This is a genomic window from Sphingomonas kyeonggiensis, from assembly GCF_030812785.1.
In the GTDB taxonomy this organism is placed as follows: Bacteria; Pseudomonadota; Alphaproteobacteria; order Sphingomonadales; family Sphingomonadaceae; genus Sphingomonas; species Sphingomonas kyeonggiensis_B.
The window spans coordinates 15,682-40,819 of sequence record NZ_JAUSTJ010000002.1 but is presented as its reverse complement, the minus strand read 5'-3'; the positions used below and the strand labels follow the sequence as shown (position 1 = coordinate 40,819).

Here is a 25,138-nt window from a genome sequence, read left to right as displayed (position 1 = left end):
GGGAGGACTCGTCATGCGTATTGGCCGCAGGGAATTCATCAAGCTCGGCGGGGCCAGCGCCGCCTATGCGCTGGCGGGAGGCGCGGTAGCGGCGCCGAGCGGGCGGGCGATCATCGACGTCCACATGCACGCCTATCCGGCGACGATGCAGCTCTCCACGCCGGTCACCAATCCGATCACGGGCCTGGTGAGCCCGATCCGCACCGGCGCGGACCATCTCGCCGCCTGCATCGCCGAGATGAAGAAGCGCAATGTCGTGAAGGGCGTCGTCAGCGGCGGCGATGGCGACCGGATCCAGGCCGCGATCGACTGGCACGACCGTGACCCCGATCGGTTCGTCGCCGGCGCCGGCATCCGCGGATCGGAGGACACGCCGCTGCCGCCGCTCGGCCAGCTCCGCACGGCGTTCGCCTCCGGCAAGCTCAAGGTGCTCGGCGAAGTGACCTCGCAATATGCCGGCTTCTCGCTCAGCGATCCCCGCTACGAGCCCTATCTGGCACTGGCCGAGGAGTTCGACGCGCCGGTCGCGCTCCACACCGGCACGATGCCCGCGGGAACCAGCTTCGATCCCTGCTGCACCACGGCGCGGGCACGGCTCGGCAATCCCGAGCTGATCGAGGAGGCACTGAACCGCCACCCCAGGCTGCGGCTCAACATCATGCATGGCGGCTGGCCGTATCTCGACGACACGATCGCGATGCTGATGCTCTATCCGAACGTGAACATCGACACCGGCGCGGTCGACTGGCTGCTGCCGCGCCCCGCTTTCCACGCCTGGCTTCGCACGCTGGTCGAGTCGGGCTTCTCGAAGCGCATCATGTTCGGGTCGGACCATATGTACTGGCCCGATGCGATCGGCCTCGCCATCGACGGCATCGAGAGCGCCGACTTCCTCACCGAAGCGCAGAAGCAGGACATCCTGCACGACAATGCCATGCGCTTCTACAAGCTGGCGCCCGCCGGGTAGAAGCGGTCAGGCCGGTGCCTTGGCCGCTTCCAACTCCGCCGCCAGCGCATCGTCCTTCGCGCCCGCGCGCTGGAACGCCTCGCGGCTGCTCAGCCGGGCAAAATAGTCGAGGAACGGCTGCCGCTTCGGCAGCGTGCCGAACATCGTGCCCCAGCCGATCGCCGAGCCGACATAGATGTCCGCTGCGGTGAAGCGGTCGCCGGCGATGTACGGGTGCGCCGACACGGCCTTTTCCAGCACGTCGACGGCCAGCTCGTAATTGCCATAGCCGAACATCCGCCCCTGATCGGCCGAAGGCTCGAACTTGGCGAAATTGTTGGTCACCGCCTGCTCGACCGGGCCGGCCGCGAAGAACAGCCAGCGATAATAGTCGGCACGCTCGTCCGCGGTGGGCGCGAGATCGGCCTCGGGGAACGCCTCGGCGAGATAGGCGCAGATCGCTGCGCATTCGGTGACGACGCGGCCGTCATGGACGATCGCGGGCACCTTCCCCATCGGGTTGATGCCGAGATAATCCTCGCCCTTCATCGTCGTGCCGTACTCGACGACCCGCGTTTCATAGGATGCGCCCGCTTCCTCCAGCGCCCAGCGGGCGATCCGCCCGCGCGACTGGGGATGGGTGTAGAAGATCAGCTCGTCTGCCATGGCCTGCCTCCGAATCGATGGAACATAAGGTGAACACGACGACCCGCGTCGTCAAGCTCCCGCCAACCGTCGTCCCGGCGAAAGTCGGGATGACGGTCATGGGTCAGAGCGTCTTGAACGTCGCCAGCAGCCGGTCCCACGCCCTGTTGGCCTGGTCGGCGTTGTAGACCTGGCTGTCCGGCGGGCACCAGCCGTGCATCGTGCCCTTGTAGACTTCGATCTCGGCGGGGAGCTTGGCGGCGTCGAACGCCGCGCGCAGCTTGTCCTTGTCGGCCGGCGCGCGGCCATCGTCATTCTCGGCGATGGCGATCAGGAAGCGCGCCTTCATCGTCGGCACCAGCACGAGCAGGCCCTCCGCGGCGAGCCCACCGCCATGGAAGGTCGCCGCGCCGCGCACCCGCGCCGGCGAAGCGGCGGCAGTGAGCATCACCAGCGGCCCGCCCATGCAATAGCCGGTGGTGCCGATGCCGCGTTTCGTATCCACCTCGGGCTGCTTGTCGACGAAGCCGATAAAGGCAGCGGCATCGCGCCGGGTCGCATCGGGCGTGAGCAGCGCTCGCCACGGCGTGACCTTCGCCCGCAGCGCATCGTCGAAGCCCTGGCCGGGCGTGACGAAGGGCGACCTGGTCGAGCGGTAGAAGGGATTGACGGTGAGCACGGCATAGCCCGACTGGGCGAGCCGATCGGCCATCTGGCGGAAGGCGGGACGCAGCCCGAAAATGTCGGGCCAGACGATGACCGCCGGGTGCCTGCCCTTGGCCGGCGCGACGAAATAGGCGTCGCAGCTGCCGTCCGGCGTGGTGATGGTGACGTCGCGCCCCTTGATCTCGGCGGCATTGGCCGGGACCGGGAGCAGCGCCAGCGCACCCGCCGCAGCGGCGCCCGCCCCGAACTCGCGCCGGGTGATCAGGAAGCGTTCGTTGTCGGCGGCGGTCAGCTCGTCACACATGGGATCCCTCCATTGTCCGGATGGCGCCCGGTGCCCCGAGTCGCGCCGGGCGAGGCTACACGCCCCGCCCCGTCCTGCCGAGGCTCGACATCCGCTTCCGGCCCCTGCATGCCTCGGGCCGGACGAGGGGGAGCTGCGCATGAATCTCGAGGCCTATTTCGCGCGGACCGGCCAGGCGCGGCCCGGCACCACCGACCGCACGGCACTGACCGCGCTGATCCGCGCGCATCTGGCGACCTTCCCCTTCGAGAATCTCGACGTACAACTCGGCCGGCCGGTCTCGCTCGATCCCGAGGCGATCTTCGACAAGCTGGTGACCCGGCGCCGCGGCGGCTGGTGCTATGAGCAGAACGGGCTGTTTGGTCGGGTGCTCACCGCGCTCGACTATGACGTCCAGCGCATCTCGTGCGGGGTGATGCGGCACGTGCACGGCGAAATATCGATGGGCAACCATCTCGCGCTCATGGTGACTCTGGAAGACCGGCCCTGGCTGGTCGATGTCGGCTTTGGCGGCATCCTGACCGGACCTCTGCCGATCGCGCTGGGCGCAGAGAGCCACCCGCCCTATCGCATCTGCCTGCGCGAGATCGACGGCCATTGGCGCTTCGAGGAGCACTATGGCGAGGCCGATCCGTTCAGCTACGACTTCACCACCGCGCCCGCAGACGAGGCACTGTTCGCCCGGCGCTGCAGTGATCTGCAGACCAATCCCGAATCGCCCTTCGTCCAGAATCTCGTCGTCCAGCAGCGCCGCGGCGACACGCACAGCACGTTGCGCGGCCGCGTTCTCATCACGCGCGGCCCCGAAGGCGAGACGCGCGAGCGGCTCCAGAACGCAGAAGCGCTGGTCGAGCGGCTCGACCAGCGCTTCGGATTGCAGGTGCCGGAGGCGGCGGGGCTATGGGACGCGATCTGCGCCCGCCACGCCGCCCTGTTCCCCGACGACGCTTAGTTGTTGCTGCTGCTGCGGAACAGCGTCTCGGCGGTATGCTCGATCGGCGCTGCCGGCGCGTCCTCGCCTGCGCCCTCGGCCTCACGGGCCGCCGCGGTGCGCTCGGCGCGGAGCTGCTCGATCAGCGCCTCGCGGTCGCCTTCCAGGCGCGTGTCGGTCGGTGCCTCGATGCCGGCTGCCTTGGCCGCCTTGGCGACGAGCGCATCAAGCTCGCGCTGCGAAGTGAGGCCCAGCGTCACCGGGTCCTTCGGCACGATGTTGGCGATGTTCCAGTGGCTGCGGTCACGGATCGCGGCGATCGTCGTGCGGGTGGTGCCGATCAGCTTGCCGATCGCGCCGTCCGAGATCTCCGGATGGTTGCGCAGGATCCAGGCGATGCCGTCCGGCTTGTCCTGGCGCTTCGAGACCGGCGTGTAGCGCGGGCCCTTGGTGCGACGGACCTGCTCGGGGCCCTTCAGCATCTTGAGGACGTAGTTCGGGTCCTTCTGGCCCTTCTCGATCTCGTCCATCGTCAGCTCGTGCGCGCGGACCGGATCGCGGCCGGTGAGCTTGGTCGCGGCGGTATCGTCGGCGATCGCCTGGACCTCGAGGATGTGCAGGCCGCAGAACTCGGCGATCTGGTCGAACGAGAGCGACGTGTTGTCGACCAGCCAGGAAGCGGTCGCGTGCGGCATCAGCGGCTGGGCCACTTGGAGTCTCCAGAAATAGAAAGGGCCGCCCTTCACGGGCGGCCTGTAACGGGCCTGACTTAATGCGGGAACGCGCCGGGGGCAAGAAAGAAGCGCGCCCATGATCTGGCCGTGCCGATCAGGATCCGCTAGGTCGAGGTGAATATCGGGGGAACATGATGCTGGGCCTTGTCGCCGCTACCGCGCTTTTTCTCGGCTCAATCCAGAACCAGCCGGCGCCAATGCCGGCAAATGCGGCCCAACTCGATGCGATGTTGGCCGCCGGCGATCTTTCGGGAGTCAGCAAGGCGCTCTCGGCGCCCAAAGATCTCGATGCGCTATATCGCAATATGAACTGGGAACGGGACTGGACGATCCGCGGCGCGCCACTCGCCATCACCTTCCTCTACATCCGCGACCTTCGCGCCATGGCATCGCAAATGTCCGAGCAGGGGCGGACGCAGATGCTGGAAAGCGCAAGCATGATGGCACTCATTGCCTATGCCGTGATCACCGTCGACGGCGCCTATTGCGCCGATGCCAGCGCCCCCGCGCACCAGATGGATCAATTGGGGCAGATCGCGGGAGACACTCTTGTCGGCGCCGACAGGTTCCCGATCGAGACGCGCAAGATCCTGTTCGAGATCGTAACCGAAATGGAAGCGCGTACAGCCACCAGTCGGCTCCGCGATGGCTACAACCCCACTGTCTGTCGCGGCGGCATGGCCAAGATGACCGCCGGACTTCAGGCCGGCGCGCCGCGAGAGGTGCCAACGCCCAAGGGCCAGTTCGGCCGCACCTTCAACGTCGAACCGGCTCCCGGCTACAAGCCCGGACTTGCCGACCCCGCGATCGCAGCGAAAACCGTAGCGGAGCGACGGGCGCAGATACCCGAGGTGATCAGGAAAATACTAAAGCTGTAACCCGGCTCAGGCCGCAGCCCGGTCCCCGTACAGCGGATAGAGCGCGTTGAGGAACTGGCGCGCGCTCGCTTCCCAGGTGAAGGTGCGGCCATAGGCGGCGCAGGCCGTGCGGTCCCTGGTCAGCGCTGCGCCGATCGCCCTGGTCAGGTCCTCGTCGGTAGCGCCGGTCTCGGGCGTCAGCACGTCGATCGGCCCGGTGACCGGATAGCCGGCGACCGGCACGCCACAGGCCAGCGCCTCGATCATCACCAGTCCGAACGTGTCGGTCTTGCTCGGGAAGACGAAGACATCGGCCGCGGCATAGGCGCTGGCGAGCTCGGGTCCGAACATCGGGCCGAGGAACTTCGCCTCGGGGAAGCGCGCCTGAAGCGAGGCGCGGGCCGGGCCGTCGCCCACCACCACCTTGGTGCCCGGATGCGACGACTTCAGGAACGCCTCGATGTTCTTCTCGATCGCGACGCGGCCGACATAGAGCTGCACCGGCCCCTCCAGGCCCTGCATCGCCGGATGCGGCGCGATGCCGGGGTGGAAATTGGCCAGATCGACGCCCCTGCCCCAATGCTTCACATGGCTGAGCCCATGATCGGTCAGCGACTGGCGGATCGACGGAGTCGAAGCCAGGATCGCCTGGCTCGGCGCGTGGAACCACTTGATGTAACGCCAGATCCACTCGGCCGGCACGCCCGAGCGCGCCGAGACATAGTCGGGGAACTGGGTGTGATAGGCGGTGGTGAAGGGCATCTCGTTGCGGATGCACCAGCGCCGCGCGGCGACGCAGAGCGGCCCCTCGGTAGCCAGATGGATCGCAGTGGGCCCGAATTCCTCGAGCATCGCGCCGACGCTGGCGACGCGGGCAAGCGCCAGCCGGATCTCCGGATAGGTCGGGCATGGCAGCGAATAGAAGAGGTCGGGCGAGATCACCTTGACCAGGTGGCCCTGTTTCTCGAGCACGCTGCGCACCGATTGCAGCGTACGCACGACTCCATTCACCTGGGGCTCCCAGGCGTCCGTCACGATAGCTATCCGCACCGGTCCGACCTCCGTTGCCGTCACGCAGCCGCCAGTCTGACCCCGGACGCTGCTTCGCTTTCGCGCTTCGCCATCTCTTCGGCCCAATGGAGTATTTCCATGGTACCGTCGTAATGCTCCACGAGCGCGGTGCAACCCTCCACCCAATCGCCGTCATTGTAATAGGCGATGCCTTCGATGCTGCGCATCTCCGCAGTGTGGATGTGTCCGGCGATCACGCCGTCGACTCCCCGCGCACCGGCTTCGTGCGCGACGATCTCTTCGAACTTCGAGATGAACTCGACGGCGTTCTTCACCTTGGCCTTGGCGTATTTGCTCAGCGACCAATAGGGCAGGTCCATCCAGCGGCGGACGCGGTTCACCAGCCGGTTGAGGCCCATCATCATCTCGTAGGCGGCGTCGCCCAGATGGGCGAGCCAGCGGTGCGACATGGTGATCGCGTCGAACTCGTCGCCGTGCAGCACCAGCAGGCGGCGGCCATCGGCGGTGGTGTGGATCGCCTGGCGGCGGATGTGCACGCCGCCGAAGTTCAGGCCCGAGAACTGGCGGAACATTTCGTCATGGTTGCCCGGGATATAGATGATCTCGGTGCCGCGCTTGGCGCGCTTGAGGAAGCGCCAGACGATGTCGTTGTGCGAATCGGGCCAGTAGAAGCGCTTCTTGAGCGCCCAGCCGTCGAGGATGTCGCCGACCAGGTACATCAGGTCGCAATCGACATGGTCGAGGAAGTCGATCAGCATCTCGGCATTGCAGCCGCGCGTGCCGAGATGGACGTCGGAGATCCACACCGTGCGGTAGCGCTTGCGCTCCGTGACCGCCTTTTCGGGGATCGACGGAGTCGATGCGTGAAAGTCCGCGACGTGCTGCGCGTCGAACGGAAGCCTCGTGATCGTGGCCATCTAACCAGCCCTGCAACTGCCCTTGCCTGGCTCGGCTAAATGGCCGCGTAATGTGACATTTCGAATCGTTTCCGCTTCACGCGGATGTCATAGAAATATGCATAATGGGGCGCTTCCCCCTGACGAATCAGGGGGTTATCCTTCATGCAGTGATCGGAATATGTCCGGGCTGGGCCGCCACCCGGTCGATCCAGGCGCGCACGGCCAGATAGGGCTGGAGGCTGAACCCGCCATCCTCGGCGACATGGGTATATGCGTAGAGCGCGATGTCGGCGAGCGTCAGCCGGTCGATCACGAACCAGTCGCGCCTGCCCAGATGCTCGTCCATCAGCGCCAGCGCCGCCTCGCCCGCCGCCTGCTTGGCCGGCAGGTTGGCGCGCTGGACCGCGCTCAGATGGTCGAAGCCGACCCACTTCGCCCAGAAGCGCAGCGTCGCGACATTGGGCTCGTGGTTGTACTGCTCCCAGAACAGCCAGCGCAGCATGTCCGCCCGCTCGAACCGGTCGTGCGGGATCAGGTCGCTGCCATCGGCCAGGTAGAAGCAGGCGGCATTGCTCTCGGGCAGGAAGTCGTCGGTGCCGACCTGGAGCGTCGGGATCCGGCCATTGGCGTTGACCTGGGAGAGGAACGCCGGCGTGCGCGTCTCGCCCTTCATGATGTCGTACTCGCGCCGCTCGAGCTCCAGCCCGAGATGCGCGGCGGTCAGCCGGATCTTGTAGCAATTGCCCGAGGCGGCATATTCGTGAAGCACCAGCGCGGCCATCAGTCCCTCCCTTGTCCGGACGCCCCCTTCGGGCGCAGCCCCGCGCGACGTCCAACAAAACGGGCCGGACAAATCATAAGCCGAGCTTATGATCAGAGATACCCATTCTCCGTCCGCCAGCGGACCGTGCGGCGATGCCAGAGCCAGATCGCGAACGCCAGGCCGGCGAGGAACAGCCAGCCCCAAAGATGCTTCCACCAAGGGATCATGCCGGTCGCGCGCAGGTCGCGGCCATTGGCCTTGTCGAGCGCGGCTTGGCCGACAGGGTTGAGCGGCGCTGCGACCACGCCCCAGTCCGAGCTGAAGAACAGCACATGGCCATATTCGGTGCCGTACCAGAAGGGCATGCCGAGAAAGGTCGTCTCGCGCACCGAATAGCCGAACTTCGGCGCGCTCATATTGGCATAGGAAGGCGCGGGCTGGCCCAGCCCGTATTGGGCGCGCTTGATCGCGATATATTGCTCGGCCTTGCTGTGCACGCGCTGGATGTGGACGCCATAGGCATCGATCGCCGCGATCATGTCGCCCAGCTCGGGCGGCACCTTCACCTCGGCCAGCTCGTCGACCGTCGGGCGGCTGGCAGCCACCCAGTAGCGATCCGAGAATACCAGCGCACCGAGCAGCACCAGCGCGAGCGCGCCGCACACCAGGCTGAGCGCCCACTCCTTCCGCAGAACTTCCATATGCCCCTCCCCCAAGGTGACCTTGCCGCCCGGCCCTAGCTGCCGGAACGCGCCTTTCGCGGCGACGCGCCCGACGGCTTGTCGTCGCCGTCGCCATCCTGCGCCGGCACTGCCGGAATGGCCTTGGTGCCAAGATCGGCCGCCCCCGCGACCAGCCCGTCCAGCGTGCCGCCGTCAAAGCCAAGCTCGCGCATCAGCCCGTCGATCACCGGGGCCTGCGCCCGGTAGCGCAAAGCCGCCGCCACCGCCGAGTTGGCGAGGTTGCGATCCCCCTCGCCACCGTCATTGGCGACCCCGCCGCCCGCACCGCCGCGGCCGGTGATCCCGTCGACCTGCACGATCTTGATCGAATCGATCGCCTCGAGCGGCTTGGACGCCTCGCGGATCACTTCCGGCAGCACCTTGAGCAGCGCCAGCTTGGTCTGGAGCGACATGGTCTCGGACGAGAGCAGGTTCGCCGCCTCGTTGATCGCGCGCTGGCCGGCGGCCTCCACCTCGAAGCGCACCCGGTCCGCCTCGGCCTTGAGCTTGGCGGCCTCCGCCTCGCCCTCGGCCTGGAGGCGCGCGGCCTCGGCGCGGTCGGACGCCGCCTGCTTCTCGGCATCGGCCTGAACCTTGATGCCGATCGCGGCGCGCTCCGCCTCGCGGGCGGCGTCGATCAGCTCGATCCGCTTCTGGCGCTCGGCGACCTCGGCCTCGCGCGCGGTGCCGACGCGTTCCTCGGCGACCACCGCCTCGGCGCGCGCCTTGTCCGCCTCGGCCTTGGCCTGGCTTTCCTCGCGGCTCTTGTTCTGCACCGCGATCTGCTGCTCCTGCCGGGCGAGCTCGAGCGCCTGGTCCTGGGCGATCTTGGCCTGCTGCACCGCGCGGTCCGCTTCGATTTGCTGGCTGTCGACCAGCTTCTTCGCCTCGATCCGCGCCTGATCCGCTTCCTGCTGGCGCAGCGCCTGCTCGCGCGCGACCTCCGCCGCCTGCGCGGCACGGCGCATCTCGACCTCGCGCTCCTGCTCCAGCCGGGCGAACTCATTGTCGCGGCTGATCAGGAAGGACTGGCGGGCGGCCTCGAGATTCTTGGTCTCGATCTGCACGCGCGTATCCTGCTCGATATCGTTGCGCGCCTTCTTGCGCAGCTCGATCTGCTCGGTGAGCTTGGTCAGGCCCTCGGCGTCGAACGCGTTGTTGGCATTGAAATGCTCGATCGACGTCTGGTCGAGCCCGGTGAGCGACACCGACTCCAGCTCGAGGCCGTTCATCGCCAGATCGACCGACGAGACTTGCTGCACCTTCTGGACGAACTCGGCACGCTGCTCGTGGAGCTGCGCCATCGTCATGCCCGCGGCGACCGAGCGCAGCGCGTCGACGAACTTGCCCTCGACCAGCTCCTTGAGCGCATCGGGGTGCATCGTGCGCATTCCGAGCGTCTGCGCGGCGGTCGCGATCGCCTGGGCGTCGGGCCGGACGCGGACATAGAATTCCGCCTTCACGTCGATCCGCAGCCGGTCGAGCGTGATCAGCGCGTCCATGTTCTTGCGCTCCACCGCGAGGCGCACGGTGTTCATGTTCACCGGCATCGTCTCATGGAACACCGGCAGCACCAGCGCGCCGCCGTTGATCACCACCTTCTCGCCGCCGAAGCCGGTGCGGACGAAGCCGATCTCCTTCGAGGCGCGCTTGTAGAGCCGCGCCAGCGTGAGGCCGAGGATCAGCAGCGCGAACAGCGCGATGCCGGCATAGATCAGATACGGGATCATCGAAGTGGCTCCTGCGGGCACGATCGCGTTCATCGGTTCAGCCATCCAGTCGGGGTAAATGGAAATCGCCGCGCGAGATCGCGCGGAAGCACTCGCCTTCGCGGCGGACGAGCAGCACGCGCTCGCCTTCCTCGAAGACCTGGCCGTCATTGTCGGGCTCGACCATGACGTAATGGACCTGGCCGTGGTGATCCTCGGCCCGGGCGCGGGCCGGCGAGCCGGTGCTAGCGCGGCCGGTGACGATCTGCGCGCTGGTGCCGACCAGCACCTCGAGCGGTACGGCGGTGGTGAAGTCGCGCGGCAGGATCGGTGCAAGCAGCCGCGCTGCGAGTCCCGTCAGCGGCAGCGCGGCGACGCCGACCGCCGGCACCGCGGCGAGCGTCGGCAGCGGCGCGCCGGTCCAGTCGCGCAGCAGCTGCTGGAGCGCGAGCCCGCCGATCCCGAAGATCGCCAGGAAGATCACGATCAGCATCAAGAGCGGCAGCCGCCCGACGCCGAGCCAGGAGAGGAAATCGAAATGGAGATCGGCATGCATGTCGGCATGAAGATCCCCGTCCACGTCATGTCCCACGCCGACAGCCTGCACAATGCCGATGAGCAACATCAGCACCACGGCTACGACGAACGCGAAATTCCCCTCTGCGAGAAGGAACGCAAGCACCCTGGACACCCCCGATTCGAAGGGTGAGCCTAAATGCTGGGCATACGTTCCACTAGCGAAATCGGAATCTGTTCAGAGGGCTGAGCTGCTCTCCCTCTCTCCCTCGGGGAGAGGGGCAGTGTGTCCTGATCCGAAGCCGAATGCATGCCGCTGGCGTCATGCCCCTCTCCCCAGCCCTCTCCCCGGAGGGGAGAGGGAGAAGGATGCCGGACATCCCCTATTCCACCGTCAGCACGATCTTCCCGACATGCTCGCCCGATTCCATCCTGGCATGCGCACCCGCCGCATCGGCCAGCGGGAAGACCGCGTCGATCACCGGCTTGAGCCTGCCCTCGGCCACGAACGGCCAGACGATGCGGTGCAGCTCGTCGGCGAGGAGCGACTTGAACTCCACCGAGCGCGGGCGGAGCGTCGAGCCGGTCAGGACCAGCCGCTTGCGCATGATCTCGAAGATCGGGATCGTCGCCTGCATGCCGCGCTGCACGGCGATCGAGACGTGCCGCCCCTCCTCGGCCAGGCACTGGAGGTTGCGCGGCACATAGTCGCCGCCGACCATGTCGAGCACGATGTTGACGCCCTTGCCCGCGGTGATCTCCATCACCCGGGCGACGAAGTCCTCGGTCTTGTAGTTGATCGCGTGATCCGCGCCGATCCGCCGCGCCGCTTCGCACTTGTCGTCGGATCCGGCGGTGACGATGATCTTGAGCCCGAACAGATTGGCGAGATGGATCGCCATCGTGCCGATGCCCGAAGTGCCGCCATGGACGAGGATCCACTCCCCTTCCGTCGCATAAGCGCGCTCGAACACGTTGCTCCATACGGTGAACAAAGTCTCGGGAATCGCCGCCGCCTCGATCATCGTGATCGCCGGCGGCACCGGCAGGCACTGGCCATAAGGTGCCACCGCATATTCGGCATAGGCCCCGCCCGCGATCAGCGCGCAGACCGGCGTGCCCAGCATCTCGCGCGGCACGTCCTCGCCCACCGCGACGACCTTGCCGGCGATCTCCATGCCGAGGATCGAGGGCGCGCCGGGCGGCGGCGGATACTGGCCCTTGCGCTGCATCACCTCGGGCCGGTTCACCCCGGCGGCGGCGACCTTCACCAGCACCTCGCCCCGGCCGGGCGTCGGCACGGGGCGCGATACCGGCACCAGCACCTCGGGCCCACCGGGCGCCTCGGGATCGATTGCCAGCATCGTTTCCGGGAGAGCCATCGCCATGTCGCTTTCGAACGCAGGAGAAACCGGGCGTCTTATTGACATCGGCCCTGCCAGGGTCAACGCTGCCCCGATGGACGCCGACGAAAATCTTCCGCGTCGCAAGGACGACCTTGTCGTCCAGCTCGGACGCCAGGACCTCGATCCCCTTTCGGTTGAGGAACTTACCGAACGCATCACCCTGCTCGAGGCCGAGATAGATCGGACTCGAAGCAAAATTTCACGGTCCATTAATCACCGCGCAAGCGCAGACGCTCTATTTAAGAAATGAGCGTTACGGCACCGGAGATGGGGGAGACCCTCCTGGTGCCAGGCCGGCCATGCCCCCGGCATGGCCTGCGATATGCCGGGTGGCATATCGCACCTGGCAGCAGGCGGGTCTCCGCCATTCAACTCCGGTGCGGGGCCGCGGCGCTTGATGCGGGGCCCATGCCTCCCGACATAAGGGGAGACAGGGGCCGTGTATCCTTTCCGGCCCACAGGAGTTGTACCTGAATGCCTAGTTTCGCCTCCGCCCTGGAATCGACGCTGCACAAGGCTCTCGAAGCAGCAAGCTCGCGTCGCCACGAATATGCCACCCTCGAGCATCTGCTGCTCGCACTCGTCGACGACGAGCATGCCAGCAAGGTGATGAGCGCGTGCGGCGTGGATCTGGGCGAACTCAAGAATACCGTGGCGCATTATCTCGACACCGAGCTCGAGGCGCTGAAGGTCGAGCAGGCCACCGATCCCTCGCCGACCAGCGGCTTCCAGCGCGTCGTCCAGCGCGCCATCCTCCACGTCCAGTCCTCGGGCCGCGACGAAGTGACCGGCGCGAACGTGCTCGTCGCCCTGTTCAGCGAGCGCGAGAGCTATGCCGTCTATTTCCTGCAGCAGCAGGACATGAGCCGCCTCGACGCGGTGAGCTACATCTCGCACGGCGTCGGCAAGGGCAGCACCGGCAGCACCGAATCGACCACGCCGAAGGGCGCGGCCGACGAGGACAAGGCCGCCAAGCAGGAGCCCAAGTCGGGCAAGGGAGAAAGCGCGCTCAAGCAGTTCACCGTCGATCTCAACGAGAAGGCCAAGGCCGGCAAGGTCGATCCGCTGATCGGCCGCGCCGCCGAAGTCGATCGTACGATCCAGATCCTGTGCCGCCGCTCGAAGAACAACCCGCTCTATGTGGGCGATCCGGGCGTTGGCAAGACCGCCATCGCCGAGGGCCTGGCGCGCAAGATCGTCGAGGGCGAGGTGCCCGACGTGCTCAAGGAAGCGGTGATCTACTCGCTCGACATGGGCGCGCTGCTCGCCGGCACCCGTTATCGCGGTGACTTCGAGGAGCGCCTCAAGCAGGTCGTCACCGAACTCGAGAAGCTGCCGCACGCGGTTCTCTTCATCGACGAGATCCACACCGTGATCGGTGCCGGCGCGACCAGCGGCGGCGCGATGGACGCGTCGAACCTGCTCAAGCCGGCGCTGTCGGGCGGCTCGATCCGCTGCATCGGCTCGACCACCTACAAGGAGTTCCGCAACCACTTCGAGAAGGACCGGGCGCTGCTCCGTCGCTTCCAGAAGATCGACGTGAACGAGCCGACGGTCGAGGACACGATCAAGATCATCACCGGTCTGCGCTCGGCGTTCGAGGAGCATCACCAGCTGAAGTACACCCCCGACGCGATCAAGTCGGCGGTGGAGCTGAGCGCGCGCTACATCAACGACCGCAAGCTGCCGGACAAGGCGATCGACGTGATCGACGAGGCTGGTGCGATGCAGATGCTGGTGCCGCCGTCGAAGCGGAAGAAGACGATCACGGTCAAGGAGATCGAGGCGGTCATCGCGACCATGGCGCGCATCCCGCCGAAGAGCGTGTCGACCGACGACACCAAGACGCTGGCCAATCTGGAAACCGACCTCAAGCGGGTCGTGTTCGGCCAGGACAAGGCGATCGAGGTGCTCAGCTCGGCGATCAAGCTCAGCCGTGCGGGCCTGCGCGATCCGGACAAGCCGATCGGCAATTACCTGTTCTCGGGCCCGACCGGCGTCGGCAAGACCGAGGTGGCGAAGCAGCTTTCCGAGCTGCTCGGCATCCCGCTCCAGCGCTTCGACATGTCCGAATATATGGAGCGTCACTCGGTCAGCCGTCTGATCGGTGCCCCTCCGGGCTATGTCGGCTATGATCAGGGCGGCCTGCTCACCGACGCGGTCGACCAGCAGCCGCACTCGGTGCTCCTGCTCGACGAGATCGAGAAGGCGCATCCGGACCTGTTCAACATCCTCCTGCAGGTGATGGACAACGGCAAGCTGACCGATCACCACGGCAAGACGGTCGATTTCAGGAACGTCATCCTGATCATGACCACCAATGCCGGTGCGTCGGACATGACCCGCGAGTCGATCGGCTTCGGCGAGATCAGTCGCGACGACGTGCAGGAAGAAGCGGTGAAGAAGCTCTTCACCCCGGAATTCCGCAACCGTCTCGATGCGATCGTGCCGTTCGATTACCTGCCGACCGCGGTGGTCAGCCGGGTGGTGGACAAGTTCATCCTCCAGCTCGAACTGCAGCTGGCGGACCGCGGCGTCCACATCCAGCTCGACGAGGCCGCCAAGGCGTGGCTCACCGAGAAGGGCTATGACAAGCTCTATGGCGCGCGCCCGATGGGCCGGCTGATCCAGGAGAAGGTCAAGCAGCCGCTCGCCGAGGAACTGCTGTTCGGCAAGCTCGTCCATGGCGGCGAAGTGAATGTGAAGCTCAAGGACAATGCCCTGAACTTCCAGATCACGCCCGCGGCGCCCAAGCCCAAGAAGGGCAAGAAGACCGAGGCCGCCAAGGCGTCCAAGTAAGGCTTCTGACCTTTGCAGAACCGATCGGGCCGGGAGGAAACTCCCGGCCCGTTTCGTTTGCGTCGGGGACGCCCGGCCCGCTTCGTCGGATTTGCACAATCGCGCAGATGCGTCCTGCGCTATGATGCGCGCAATTAGAACAACGCACTCTCGCTTCGGGTCGCAGCCATGGTTCTTCCAGGGAGTATCCGAATGCGATCGAAGAGAATGAAGATACTGGGTGCCGGAACGGCGCTGGCGGGCATGCTCGCCGCCGGCCTGGTCGTCGCGCAGACCAGCAACGATACCGCGCCCGAGGCGCGCTATGTGATGGACGTCGGCACCCATGCCGGCATGATGGGCCAGGGCGATCGACGCGAAGTGGTGCTGCGGCTCGGCTCGCGGCTGCCCGCGACCGGCGGCGCCCCCAAGGCCGATCACTTCCTGCCCGAGGGCATGCGCATGGGCGCATCGGTGCCGCTGATCACGCCCGAGGCGAGCAAGGGCGGAACCGACACCCAGCCGTTCGAGCGGCCCAAGGGCCGGCTGCTGATCTTCTGGGGTTGCGGCGCGCATGCCGGCCCGGGCCAGCCGGTGATCATCGACTTCGCCAAGCTTGCCAAGGGCCAGGTGCCGCCCGACCTGTTCTCGGCGAGCATCGCGTCCGAGGTCGGACCGCGCCCGGGCAACAGCCGCACCTATGGCGACTGGCCGAACGGCAAGTCGAGCGCGCAGGTCCGTGGCAATTCCTCGCTGATCGGCCAGCACCGGATCGCCGGCAACTACAGCCCGGAGATCAGCTTCGCGGTCAATCAGGACTTCATGGCGGCGCCGCGGGTGAAGTCGGGCAGCGCCGGCGACGGCTCGATCCCGCTCAACTGGGGCGCGGTGCCGGCGGCGACCGGCTATTATGCCTGGGCGATGGGCGCCGGCGACCGCGCGAAGAATGGCGACGTCGTCTGGTGGGCCTCCTCCGCCTCGCGCCAGTTCGGCGGCGACCTGTGGAACTGGCTCTCGCCGGGCACGGTCAACCGGCTGATCGGGCAGAAGGTGGTGATGCCGCCCAGCCAGACCAGCTGCACCATCCCCGCCGAGGCGAAGGCCGCCGCAGGCGAGATGATGATGGGCTTCCTCACCGCCTATGGTCCGGAGGCGAATTATGCCTTCCCCGAACGGCCCAAGGATCCGAAGGTCGCCTGGCACCCGAAATGGACCGCCAAGGTCCGCTATCGGGCGCAGGGCACCTTCATGCCCGGCATGCCCGACATGGGCGATGCGATGCTCGGCCGGACCGACAATGAGGACGGCCGGCCCGAGCAGCCCAAGCCCAAGCCCTGCAAGCCCAAGCTGGGCGGCCTGCTGAAGCGCGCCGCGGGCCTGGGCAGCGGTTGCTGAACCCGGACCGGTGCCGAAGGGGCGGCGGCGTTCCTGCCGCCCCTTCATTTCGTCCGGCAAACCGCTGGCGCGCTTTATAAACATGGCCCGGGACCGGTTATCTTTACGGGTTGTTTGTCATGTTGGGCTAGGCCTGCGCCATGCTGGCGTTGCGTCTCCTGCGGCTGTCCGTCCTTGTCGGCGCGTTGATCGCGCTGCTGGGCATCGCCGTGCCCGCAAATGCCCAGGGCAATGTCGGGCGGGCGCTCGACATCTGCGTGCTGCGCGACACCGGCGGCATGAACCCCGCGGAGCTGATCCAGCATCCCGAACGCTTCGACTGCACCACCCGGCAGTACAAGCTCGGCCCCGGCAGTTTCTGGGTGATCTCGGGCGATATCGACCAGAGCTCGCGCCCCGGCGCCCGCCTGTTCGCGCGCTTCGCCAGCCTGTGGCAGCAGGGCATGGCAATGCACACCCTCTATGCCGATGGGCGGATGTTCAGCCAGCGCACCGATGCGCGCGGCATCACCCCCTGGATCCAACTCGGCGCGGTCGGCGAGATCCAGATCGAGCGGCGCGAGGCCAAGGTCGTCCGCCTGCTCTGGCATGTCGAGGGTTCGGCGAACATGCGCGGCATCATGCTCGGCACCCGGCTGGTGACCGGCACCGAGAGCCAGCGCGCCACCATCGCCCTCACCGCACTCTATGCCGGGTTCGGTGGCCTGTGCCTCGGGCTGCTCGTCTATAATCTCGCGCTGTGGGGGGCGCTGCGCCACCGGTTCCAGCTCTATTATTGCGTGATGGCGCTGGGGCTGCTCGGCTATGTCTTCTCGTCCTCGGGCGCGCTCGCCTGGGCCTTTCCGGACATCGTCAACAACGATCGGCTGCGGCTCAACTATCTCCTGCTCGGCTTCACCGGCGCCAGCGCGCTGATCTTCGCGCGCAGCTTCTTCGAGGAGGCGGTGTTCACCGGCTGGCTCGGCCGCTTCGTCTATGTCGTGGCGGGCGCGCTGCTGGGCGTCGGGCTGCTGGTCTTCTGCTTCGCCCCGCTCAACGTCCAGATCGTCGACGCCGCCTTCACCACCACCTTCCTGCTGCTCGGCGCAGTGGTCGGGCCGACCCTGTGGCGGGCCTGGCAGGTGCGCTCCAACTATCTCTGGCTGTTCGCGATCGGCTGGGGGGCACCGATCCTCACCTCGCTGCTGCGCACGCTCGCCAATTTCCACCTCATCGAGTGGAACTTCTGGCTCGACAATTCGACCCTGCTGTCGATGGCGCTCGAGGCGCTGATGTCGAGCCTCGCCATCGCCTATCGCATCAAGCTGCTGCGCGACGAGCGCGACGACGCCATCGCCAGCGAGGTGATGGCCCGCCGCCTGGCCGATACCGATCCGCTCACCGGCCTGCTCAACCGCCGCGCCTTCCTTGCCCAGGCGATCGGCCGGCCGGGCGAGCAGCAATTGCTCATCGCCGACATCGATCATTTCAAGCGCGTCAACGAGACGCTCGGCCATGACGGCGGCGACGAGGTGCTGCGCCTGTTCGCCCGCACGCTGCGCCACGCCGCCCCCGCCGGCACGCTAGTCGCCCGGATGGGCGGCGAGGAATTCGCCATCCTGTCTTCGGTCGATGCGCGAATCGAGCCCGAGCAGCTGCTCGCCCGGCTGCGCGCCACCCGCATGCCCTTCGACCTGAAGGTCACCGCCAGCATCGGCGGCTGCACCGGCCCATTGACCGGCGATATCGACTGGAAGACTCTCTATCGCGGCGCCGACATCGCGCTGTTCGAAGCCAAGTCCGCCGGCCGCGACCGCGCGCGCTCGGCCCACCGCGAAGCCGCCTGATCCGCTTGCCCGGCGCCGCTGCCCGGCGTATGGGATTCACCATGTCGGGACGAGCCAGGAAGATCGCCATCGGGGCGCTTGCCGCGCTTGCGCTGCTTGCCTTCGCATCCCTCGATCGCCGCGCCGACATCGCCATCCACATGCACCGCGTGGACGACCTCACGCCGCAACGGGTCGAGGCGGTCGTCGATATCGGCATCTTCGCGATTTCCGTGCTCGTCACCTGGAGCAAGCGGCTTACGACTTGACCCCCGAAAAGGCTTGCTTACACCAGTGTCAATGACTGACCCCGAACAGATCTGGCGTACCGCGTACAACCATCCCGGTGCCTGGGACACGCCCTTCCCGCCCCAGTCCATGGTCGATCTGTTCGAGGCGAGCGCCCGCGCCCACCCCCAGGCCCCGCTGCTCGATTTCATGGGCCGGCACTACAGCTATGGCGAGACGCTGGACGGCGCCAACCGCGTGGCCTGCGGCCTCAAGGCGCTGGGCTATGGTCCAGGCGACCGGATCGGGCTCTTCCTGCCCAACGTGCCGCATTATGTCGCCGCCTATTACGGCATCCTCAAGCTCGGCGCGACGGTGGTCAATTTCTCGCCGCTCTACACGGTCGAGGAGCTGAGCCACCAGGTCGCCGATTCGGGCACCCGGCTGCTCTTCACCATCTCCGCCTCGGCGCTGCTGCCGACCGCGCTCAAGGTGCTCGAGCAGAGCGATCTCGAGCGGCTGGTGGTCGGGTCGGTCGCCGGTGCGCTGCCCGCGGCCAAGTCGCTCTTCTACCGGCTGTTCCGTGGCGCCGAAGTGGCGCAGCGCCCGCATGACGAGCGCATCCTCGCCTTCTCCAAGCTGATCGCCAACAACGGCATCTGCGACGCGCCGAAGATCGATCCCGAGAAGGACGTCGCGCTGATCCAGTATACCGGCGGCACCACCGGCACCCCCAAGGGCGCGGTGCTGACCCACCAGAATCTCTCGGCCAATGCCCGCCAGGTCGCCCGGCTCGATCCCGAGATGGGCACGGCCAAGGACAAGGTGCTGGGCGTCCTCCCCTTCTTCCACGTCTTCGCCAATACCTGCGTGCTCAACCGCACCGTGGTGACCGGTGGCGAGATCGCGATGCTGCCGCGCTTCAACGCCAAGCAGGCACTGGCCGAGCTGCGCCGCACCCAGCCGCGCGCGCTGCCCGGCGTGCCGACCATGTACCAGGCGCTGCTCGACGCGCCGGGCATGAAGCCGTCCGACTTCGCCTCGCTGCGCTACTGCATCTCGGGCGGCGCCCCGCTTCCCGCCCAGCTCAAGGAGGAATGGGAGAAGATCACCGGCGCCCGCGTGATCGAAGGCTATGGCCTCTCCGAAAGCTCGGGCGTGGTCTGCACCAATCCCTATGTCGGCCTCAACAAGCCCGGCACGATCGGCCAGCCGCTCCAGGGCACCCGCGTCAAGCTGGTCGACAAGGAAGACCCGACCCGCCCGCCGCCCGAGGGCGAGCCCGGCGAGATCGTCGTCCATGGCCCGCAGATCATGCAGGGTTACTGGAATCGCCCCGATGCCGATGCCGAGGTGTTCGTCACGGTCGATGGCGAGCCGCACTGGCTGCGCACCGGCGATGTCGGGCTGATCGATGAGGACGGCTATATCAAGATCGTCGACCGGCTGAAGGACATGATCGCGGTCGGCGGCTTCAAGGTCTTCCCCAGCCAGATCGAGGCGGTGCTCTACCAGCATCCGGCAGTGAAGGAGGCGCTCGTGATCGGCCTGCCCGACGCCTATCATGGCGAGCTGCCCCACGCCTATGTCACGCTCGACGAAGGCTCGGACGTGAGCGGGCCCGAGATCTGCGCCTGGCTCAACGGCAAGCTCGGCAAGCATGAGCGCGTGTCCGAGGTGGTGGTCCGCGAGACCCTGCCCAAGACGATGATCGGCAAGCTCAGCCGCAAGGACCTGCTGAAGGAAATGCAGGGAGAACAGGCATGAAGACGCTGCTGGCGCTTCTGGCACTGACCCTCGCGGCCCCCGCGCACGAGCAGCGGATCGACGTCGCGCTGTCCAACTTCAAGTTCACGCCCGCGACGATCGCGCTGGTCCACGGCCAGAGCTACGTCCTGCACCTGACCAGCAGCGGCGGCCACAGCTTCGCGGCAAGGGACTTCTTCGCCGCCGCGACGATGCCCGCCGCGGACCGCGCGAAGCTCAAGGACGGCAAGATCGAGCTGGACAGCGACCGCGCCGTCGACCTCCACTTCACTGCGCCCAAGGCAGGCAGCTACCCGATCAAATGCACCCACCTGCTCCATGCCAGCTTCGGCATGACGGGGAAGTTCGTGGTGAGCTAACTCCTAAGCCCCTCCCCTTCAGGGGAGGGGTTTGGGGTGGGGCATGTATCTCATCGAGACCGGGAGCCCGTTGACAGCCCCCACCCCAACCCCTCCCCTGAAGGGGAGGGGCTATTGCTACTCAATCCCCCGCCACCACATCCTTGCCGAACATCACCGCCTTCAGGTTCATGAACTCGTGCATGCCCCACGGCCCCAGCTCGCGGCCATGCCCCGACAGCTTCACCCCGCCGAACGGCGCCTCGGGCGTCGAGGCGAGCAGCGAATTGACCGCGGTCATGCCCGACTGGATGTCGCGCACGAACCGCTCGATCTCGGCCTCGTCCGTCGTCCACACCGCCGAGCCGAGCCCGTAGGGCACGTCATTGGCCAGCGCGATCGCCGCATCGATATCGGCGACCTTGTAGACCGCCGCTACAGGTCCGAAGACTTCCTCCTTCGCCACGTCGCTCTCCGGATCCATGTCGGTCAGCACGCCCGGCGTCATCCAGGCGCCTTCCTTCTCAATCTTCTCCGCCCCGAAGCGCAGCGTCGCGCCTTCGCTGACGGCACGCGCCACCTGCTCCAGCACCGTATCGCGCTGGGCGACGCTGGAGAGCGGGCCCATGCCCGTCTCCCTCTCCATCGGGTCGCCGATCTTCACCGCCTTCATCCCCGCCTCGAACTTCTCGAGGAACGCCTCATACACGTCGGCATGCACGATCATCCGCTTGGCGCAGATGCAGCTCTGCCCGGCATTCTGCACGCGCGCCGTGACCGCGGTCTTCGCCGCCAGGTCGAGATCGGCCGAGGGCATCACGATCAGCGGGTCCGATCCGCCCAGCTCCAGCACCACCTTCTTCAGCGCACGCCCTGCGGCCTGGGCGACCTGCGCGCCGGCGCCTTCGCTGCCGGTCAGCGTCACCGCCACCACCCGCTTGTCGGCGATGATCGCGGCGACCTTGTCGGACTTGATGGCGAGGTTCTGGAACAGCCCGTCCGGCGCGCCCGCCGCACCCATCATCTGCTGGATCAGGGCTGCGCAGCCCTGCACGTTCGAGGCATGCTTCAGCAGCGCGACATTGCCCGCCATGATCGTCGGCGCGAGGAAGCGGATCACCTGCCAATAAGGGAAGTTCCACGGCATCACCGCCAGCACCGGCCCCATCGGCAGCCAGCGCGCCACGGCATGGCCGCTCGCGGTCTGCACGGTCGTCGGCTCCAGATAGGACGGGCCGGCCTTGGCATAATGGCGGAAGCCGCTGATGCACTTCTCCACCTCGGCGATCGCGCTCGCCAGCGTCTTGCCCATCTCCCTGGTCGCGGTCTCGGCAAGGTGCTGCTTGTTGGCCTCCCAGGCATCCGCGATCTTCGTCAGCAGCTCGGTGCGGCGCTCCAGCGGCGAATCGCGCCATGAGCGGAAACAGGCATCGGCGCGGGCCAGCGCCATCTCGATCCCGTCCGCATCGAGCGCCTCATGGGTATCAACCGTCTCTCCGGTGGCGGGATTGATGCTGGTGAACATGCGCGCGTCTCCTTCAGCCGAGGTAACGTGGAGCTAGGGCGGCGGATGCATGGTTGCAATCATACCATGGCAGGTTGCCTTCCGGCCCAAGCCCGGCGCATAGCGTCGCCATGGCAGAAGAAGCGGACGTCACCGCGCTTTCGTTCGAGGAAGCGCTGAAGGAACTGGAGCGCATCGTCGCACGGCTGGAGAGCGGCGAGGCCCAGCTCCAGGAAGCGATCGACCTGTACGAGCGCGGCGACCGGCTGCGCCGGCAATGCGCCGCGCGGCTCGATGCGGCGCAGGCGCGGATCGAGGCGATCCGCACCGATGCCGAAGGCCGCGCCGCCGGCACCACGCCCTTCGCCGCCGGCTGATCCCGGACATGGCGCAGGCCTCCCTCGCGCTGCAGGCGGCGCTCAAGCAGGTCTCGGCGGAGATGGACCGCCAGTTCGACCTGTTGCTGGCCGTGCCCGGCGATCCGCGCAAGGGGCTGTACGAGGCGATGCGCCACGCCGCGATCGGCGGGGGCAAGCGACTGCGGCCGCTGCTCGTCTCGGCGACCGCGCAGCTGTTCGGCGTCGACCGCAATTGCATCGCCCGCACCGCGCTCGCGCTCGAATGCATCCATGTCTATTCGCTGATCCACGACGACCTGCCGGCGATGGACGATGACGACATCCGCCGCGGCAAGCCGACGGTGCACAGGGCGTTCGACGAAGCGACCGCGATCCTGGCGGGCGACTGCCTGCACGCGCTCGCCTTCGAAGTGATCGCCGACGAGCGGACCCATCCCGATCCGTTCGTGCGGATCGAGCTGTCGGGCACGCTCGCCCAGGCTGCCGGCCCCGCCGGCATGGCGGGCGGGCAGATGATGGACCTCGAGGCCGAGAAATCGAGCTTCGACCTCGCCACCGTCACCCGCCTCCAGGCGATGAAGACCGGCGCGCTGATCAGCTGCGCGGTGGAGAGCGGCGCGATCCTCGGCCGCATCCCGCCCGAGGGCCGCACCGGTCTGCGCGGCTATGCCCGCGACGTCGGCCTCGCCTTCCAGATCGCCGACGACATCCTCGATGCCGAGGGCGACGAGGCGCTAGTCGGCAAGAAGCTCCACAAGGACGGCGAGGCAGGCAAGGAGACCTTCCTCTCGCTGCTCGGGCTCGACCGGGCGAAGGAACAGGCCCGGATGCTGGTCGATCAGGCGATCACCCACCTCAAGCCCTATGGCGTCGAAGCCGACCTGCTGCGCGACATCGCGCGCTACACGCTGGAACGCGATCGCTAGAACCCGCCGGCGCCACCCCGCCTCACAACCGTCATCCCGCCCCAAATCGTCATCCCGACGAAAGTCGGGATCTCAGGCGAAGGCGCGGGACAGGAGCCGCACGAGATCCCGGCTTCTGCCGGGATGACGGGAAGGTGGGGCGCCCGCACCTTGCAAAATAGGATTCCCCCTGCTTGCCTTCCTCCGGCCGGGCACCACCCAGCCGCTCTTTGACGCCGTAGGAAAAATAGGACCCCGCCCACGCAAGGATATTGCGCGGCTGCCCGCCACTAGTGCGAACTTGGTGAACTTCCGCGCGCAAGAACCCGCTCTGGGCGTGAACTTCGTGGACTTTGCCGAGTCGGCGCCGCGGCCGAAATAGGGAGCGGCGGCACCCGCCCGAGGCAACCATCCCCTCCCCTAGCCCCTCCCGCAAGCGGAAGGGGAACGAGGAAGGGGAGCGCCTGCCCCAATCGCTCCCCTTCCGCTCGCGGGAGGGGTCGGGGGAGGGGCTGACACAAGCTACCCCCTCAGCGCTCCACCCGCCGCACCCGGAACGCCGTCGGATTGCCGCCTTCGCGCACGATCATGCCCGAGGCCGTATAGCTCCTCGCCTCCGCCAGCTTCTCCACCGCCACGCCGCCCTCGGCGACCGGCAGCATCACGCCCTGGAACCCTGCCGGGCGCGCATACCAGGCGCCGGCGATGTTGAGCAAAGTCGCACTGGTCTCCTCCGGCGCGGGCAGATCCGCCTTGGCCTCCGGAGCCCTCTCGACCTGGGTGACGAACCCGCCCCCGCCCCGCACCCGCCGCGGCGCGTCGAACAGCTGGTCGATCCGCTCGGCCTGCAGGTTCTCGATATAGATGATCATGTTGTTGTCGCCCTGCACCGAGAGCTTGGCGTGCGAAGCCTGTTTCCGCACGATCGGCCCGGCGAGCGAGACGAGGAAGCTGCGCACCGAGGCGGAAATCCCGCCGACCTGGCCGCCGCTGGCGTTCATCACCGTCTCCAGCGCCACCGCCACCGTCTGCAGGAAGCCGCCCAGCAGCGCGCGCTGCTCGTACAGGTCGAGCATCGTCTTGCCGAGGTCGAACCAGGCATGGAGGCTGGCGATCTCGACGCGGACCAGCTCCAGCCCATAGCGGTTCTGCCCCGCCCGGGTCTCCTGGGCAAAGGCATTGGCCAGCCGCTCGATCGCGGTGCCGGAGGTCCGCGCATCGGCCGCGTCGTAATAGCCGATCTCGAGCACCAGCACCGCGTTGTTACGCACATCGTCGATCATGGCCGCAGGCTGGCGGAAAGCCTGGCGTGCCGCAAGCGCGCAGCACCGCCCTTGACTCGGCTTCGCACCCGCAGCACGTCCAGAGGGTTCCTGAGACGAGGTACAGCATGACCACTCGCACCGGCGTCTATCCCGGCACCTTCGATCCCATCACGCTTGGCCATATGGACATCATCCGCCGCGGCGCGAAGCTGGTCGACCGGCTGGTGATCGGCGTGACCACCAACCCCTCCAAGAACCCGATGTTCACCGTCGAGGAACGCATGGAGATGGTGAAGCGCGAGGTCGAGGGGATCGCCGGCGAGATCCATGTCGTCAGCTTCGATTCGCTGCTGATGGACTTTGCCGAGCGCGAGGGCGCCAGCATGATCGTCCGCGGCCTGCGCGCCGTCGCCGACTTCGAGTACGAATATCAGATGGCAGGGATGAACCAGCAGCTGAACGACCGGATCGAGACGGTCTTCCTGATGGCCGATGTCTCGCTCCAGCCGATCGCCAGCCGGCTGGTCAAGGAGATCGCGCTCTATGGCGGCGACATCCGCAAATTCGTCTCACCCGCGGTCAACGACGAGATGGTTACCCGGATCGCGACGATCGGTCGCAAAGGGAGTGGTTGAGCCCACGCTATTGGGCTAGACGGTCCGAT

26 protein-coding genes are annotated in these 25,138 nt (G+C 67.0%); 14 read left to right on the top strand and 12 right to left on the bottom strand.

Annotation, left to right across the window (positions count from 1 at the left end; genetic code table 11):
- Nucleotides 1–13: 13 nt before the first annotated feature.
- The gene (locus tag J2W22_RS09620) at nt 14–967 is read left to right on the top strand and encodes an amidohydrolase family protein (RefSeq protein WP_307118057.1); all 954 of its coding nucleotides are present in this window, start codon (nt 14–16) and stop codon (nt 965–967) included.
- A gap of 6 nt (nt 968–973) precedes the next feature.
- Here J2W22_RS09620 and J2W22_RS09615 read toward each other — a convergent pair whose 3' ends face one another.
- Together J2W22_RS09615 and J2W22_RS09610 are read right to left on the bottom strand one after the other, a co-directional pair.
- Nucleotides 974–1,612 carry a glutathione S-transferase family protein gene (locus J2W22_RS09615; RefSeq protein WP_307118056.1) on the bottom strand — a complete coding sequence of 213 codons (639 nt, stop codon included), beginning with the start codon at nt 1,610–1,612 and terminating at the stop codon, nt 974–976.
- Nucleotides 1,613–1,715: 103 nt separating this feature from the next.
- On the bottom strand, nt 1,716–2,561 hold the full coding sequence (locus J2W22_RS09610; protein WP_307118055.1) for a dienelactone hydrolase family protein: 846 nt from the start codon (nt 2,559–2,561) through the stop codon (nt 1,716–1,718).
- A gap of 139 nt (nt 2,562–2,700) precedes the next feature.
- On the opposite strand from J2W22_RS09610, the gene J2W22_RS09605 reads away from it, so the two are divergent.
- Nucleotides 2,701–3,513 (top strand): arylamine N-acetyltransferase family protein, encoded by an 813-nt coding sequence (locus tag J2W22_RS09605; protein WP_307118054.1) that lies wholly within the window; start codon nt 2,701–2,703, stop codon nt 3,511–3,513.
- Here the strand turns inward: J2W22_RS09605 and J2W22_RS09600 are convergent.
- Complete coding sequence (locus J2W22_RS09600; RefSeq protein ID WP_307118053.1) at nt 3,510–4,202, bottom strand: DUF1013 domain-containing protein; 693 nt, start codon at nt 4,200–4,202, stop codon at nt 3,510–3,512. The genes J2W22_RS09605 and J2W22_RS09600 overlap by 4 nt on opposite strands.
- 155 nt (nt 4,203–4,357) lie before the next feature.
- On the opposite strand from J2W22_RS09600, the gene J2W22_RS09595 reads away from it, so the two are divergent.
- Nucleotides 4,358–5,104 carry a hypothetical protein gene (locus J2W22_RS09595; protein ID WP_307118052.1) on the top strand — a complete coding sequence of 249 codons (747 nt, stop codon included), beginning with the start codon at nt 4,358–4,360 and terminating at the stop codon, nt 5,102–5,104.
- Nucleotides 5,105–5,110: 6 nt separating this feature from the next.
- Here the strand turns inward: J2W22_RS09595 and J2W22_RS09590 are convergent, their stop codons facing one another.
- From J2W22_RS09590 to J2W22_RS09565, 6 genes are all read right to left on the bottom strand, one after another.
- Nucleotides 5,111–6,133, bottom strand: a complete 1,023-nt coding sequence (locus J2W22_RS09590; protein WP_307118051.1) for a glycosyltransferase family 4 protein — start codon at nt 6,131–6,133, stop codon at nt 5,111–5,113.
- Between the two features lie 20 nt (nt 6,134–6,153).
- Nucleotides 6,154–7,032 carry a UDP-2,3-diacylglucosamine diphosphatase gene (locus J2W22_RS09585; protein WP_307118050.1) on the bottom strand — a complete coding sequence of 293 codons (879 nt, stop codon included), beginning with the start codon at nt 7,030–7,032 and terminating at the stop codon, nt 6,154–6,156.
- 142 nt (nt 7,033–7,174) lie between these two features.
- Nucleotides 7,175–7,795 (bottom strand): glutathione S-transferase family protein, encoded by a 621-nt coding sequence (locus tag J2W22_RS09580; RefSeq protein ID WP_307118049.1) that lies wholly within the window; start codon nt 7,793–7,795, stop codon nt 7,175–7,177.
- Between the two features lie 92 nt (nt 7,796–7,887).
- On the bottom strand, nt 7,888–8,478 hold the full coding sequence (locus tag J2W22_RS09575) for a hypothetical protein (protein WP_307118048.1): 591 nt from the start codon (nt 8,476–8,478) through the stop codon (nt 7,888–7,890).
- Between the two features lie 35 nt (nt 8,479–8,513).
- Nucleotides 8,514–10,229 (bottom strand): flotillin family protein, encoded by a 1,716-nt coding sequence (locus J2W22_RS09570; protein ID WP_307118047.1) that lies wholly within the window; start codon nt 10,227–10,229, stop codon nt 8,514–8,516.
- A gap of 37 nt (nt 10,230–10,266) precedes the next feature.
- Complete coding sequence (locus J2W22_RS09565) at nt 10,267–10,830, bottom strand: YqiJ family protein (RefSeq protein WP_307119558.1); 564 nt, start codon at nt 10,828–10,830, stop codon at nt 10,267–10,269.
- On the opposite strand from J2W22_RS09565, the gene J2W22_RS09560 reads away from it, so the two are divergent.
- On the top strand, nt 10,747–10,917 hold the full coding sequence (locus J2W22_RS09560; protein ID WP_307119615.1) for a hypothetical protein: 171 nt from the start codon (nt 10,747–10,749) through the stop codon (nt 10,915–10,917). The two genes, J2W22_RS09565 and J2W22_RS09560, sit on opposite strands and share 84 nt — an antisense overlap.
- A gap of 190 nt (nt 10,918–11,107) precedes the next feature.
- Here the strand turns inward: J2W22_RS09560 and J2W22_RS09555 are convergent, their stop codons facing one another.
- On the bottom strand, nt 11,108–12,106 hold the full coding sequence (locus J2W22_RS09555) for an NAD(P)H-quinone oxidoreductase (RefSeq protein ID WP_307118046.1): 999 nt from the start codon (nt 12,104–12,106) through the stop codon (nt 11,108–11,110).
- Between the two features lie 4 nt (nt 12,107–12,110).
- Here J2W22_RS09555 and J2W22_RS09550 point away from each other — a divergent pair, with 4 nt between their 5' ends.
- The 7 genes from J2W22_RS09550 (at nt 12,111) to J2W22_RS09520 (ending at nt 20,462) form a co-directional block, all read left to right on the top strand.
- Entirely contained in the window at nt 12,111–12,380 is a 270-nt protein-coding gene (locus J2W22_RS09550) for a DUF1192 domain-containing protein (protein ID WP_373422964.1), read from the top strand.
- A gap of 224 nt (nt 12,381–12,604) precedes the next feature.
- On the top strand, nt 12,605–14,929 hold the full coding sequence (clpA, locus tag J2W22_RS09545) for an ATP-dependent Clp protease ATP-binding subunit ClpA (protein WP_307118045.1): 2,325 nt from the start codon (nt 12,605–12,607) through the stop codon (nt 14,927–14,929).
- A 192-nt stretch (nt 14,930–15,121) separates the two neighbouring features.
- The gene (locus J2W22_RS09540; RefSeq protein WP_307118044.1) at nt 15,122–16,303 is read left to right on the top strand and encodes a hypothetical protein; all 1,182 of its coding nucleotides are present in this window, start codon (nt 15,122–15,124) and stop codon (nt 16,301–16,303) included.
- Between the two features lie 140 nt (nt 16,304–16,443).
- A complete protein-coding gene (locus J2W22_RS09535; RefSeq protein WP_307118043.1) occupies nt 16,444–18,129 on the top strand; it encodes a GGDEF domain-containing protein in 1,686 nt (561 codons plus the stop codon).
- 41 nt (nt 18,130–18,170) lie between these two features.
- Nucleotides 18,171–18,377, top strand: a complete 207-nt coding sequence (locus tag J2W22_RS09530; RefSeq protein ID WP_307118042.1) for a hypothetical protein — start codon at nt 18,171–18,173, stop codon at nt 18,375–18,377.
- A gap of 31 nt (nt 18,378–18,408) precedes the next feature.
- Nucleotides 18,409–20,103, top strand: a complete 1,695-nt coding sequence (locus tag J2W22_RS09525) for a long-chain-fatty-acid--CoA ligase (protein ID WP_307118041.1) — start codon at nt 18,409–18,411, stop codon at nt 20,101–20,103.
- Nucleotides 20,100–20,462: a copper-binding protein gene (locus tag J2W22_RS09520; RefSeq protein ID WP_307118040.1), complete on the top strand. Its 363-nt coding sequence runs from the start codon at nt 20,100–20,102 to the stop codon at nt 20,460–20,462. The genes J2W22_RS09525 and J2W22_RS09520 overlap by 4 nt, the downstream gene beginning before the upstream one ends.
- 121 nt (nt 20,463–20,583) lie before the next feature.
- On the opposite strand, the gene J2W22_RS09515 is transcribed toward J2W22_RS09520, so the two are convergent.
- The gene (locus J2W22_RS09515) at nt 20,584–21,966 is read right to left on the bottom strand and encodes an NAD-dependent succinate-semialdehyde dehydrogenase (RefSeq protein ID WP_307118039.1); all 1,383 of its coding nucleotides are present in this window, start codon (nt 21,964–21,966) and stop codon (nt 20,584–20,586) included.
- A 110-nt stretch (nt 21,967–22,076) separates the two neighbouring features.
- On the opposite strand from J2W22_RS09515, the gene J2W22_RS09510 reads away from it, so the two are divergent.
- Together J2W22_RS09510 and J2W22_RS09505 are read left to right on the top strand one after the other, a co-directional pair.
- The gene (locus J2W22_RS09510; protein WP_307118038.1) at nt 22,077–22,322 is read left to right on the top strand and encodes an exodeoxyribonuclease VII small subunit; all 246 of its coding nucleotides are present in this window, start codon (nt 22,077–22,079) and stop codon (nt 22,320–22,322) included.
- Between the two features lie 8 nt (nt 22,323–22,330).
- The gene (locus J2W22_RS09505) at nt 22,331–23,230 is read left to right on the top strand and encodes a polyprenyl synthetase family protein (protein WP_307118037.1); all 900 of its coding nucleotides are present in this window, start codon (nt 22,331–22,333) and stop codon (nt 23,228–23,230) included.
- 509 nt (nt 23,231–23,739) lie between these two features.
- On the opposite strand, the gene J2W22_RS09500 is transcribed toward J2W22_RS09505, so the two are convergent.
- The gene (locus J2W22_RS09500; protein ID WP_307118036.1) at nt 23,740–24,492 is read right to left on the bottom strand and encodes a hypothetical protein; all 753 of its coding nucleotides are present in this window, start codon (nt 24,490–24,492) and stop codon (nt 23,740–23,742) included.
- 107 nt (nt 24,493–24,599) lie between these two features.
- Between J2W22_RS09500 and coaD the strand changes: the two genes are divergently transcribed.
- Nucleotides 24,600–25,109 carry a pantetheine-phosphate adenylyltransferase gene (gene coaD, locus J2W22_RS09495; protein WP_307118035.1) on the top strand — a complete coding sequence of 170 codons (510 nt, stop codon included), beginning with the start codon at nt 24,600–24,602 and terminating at the stop codon, nt 25,107–25,109.
- Nucleotides 25,110–25,138: the final 29 nt, after the last annotated feature.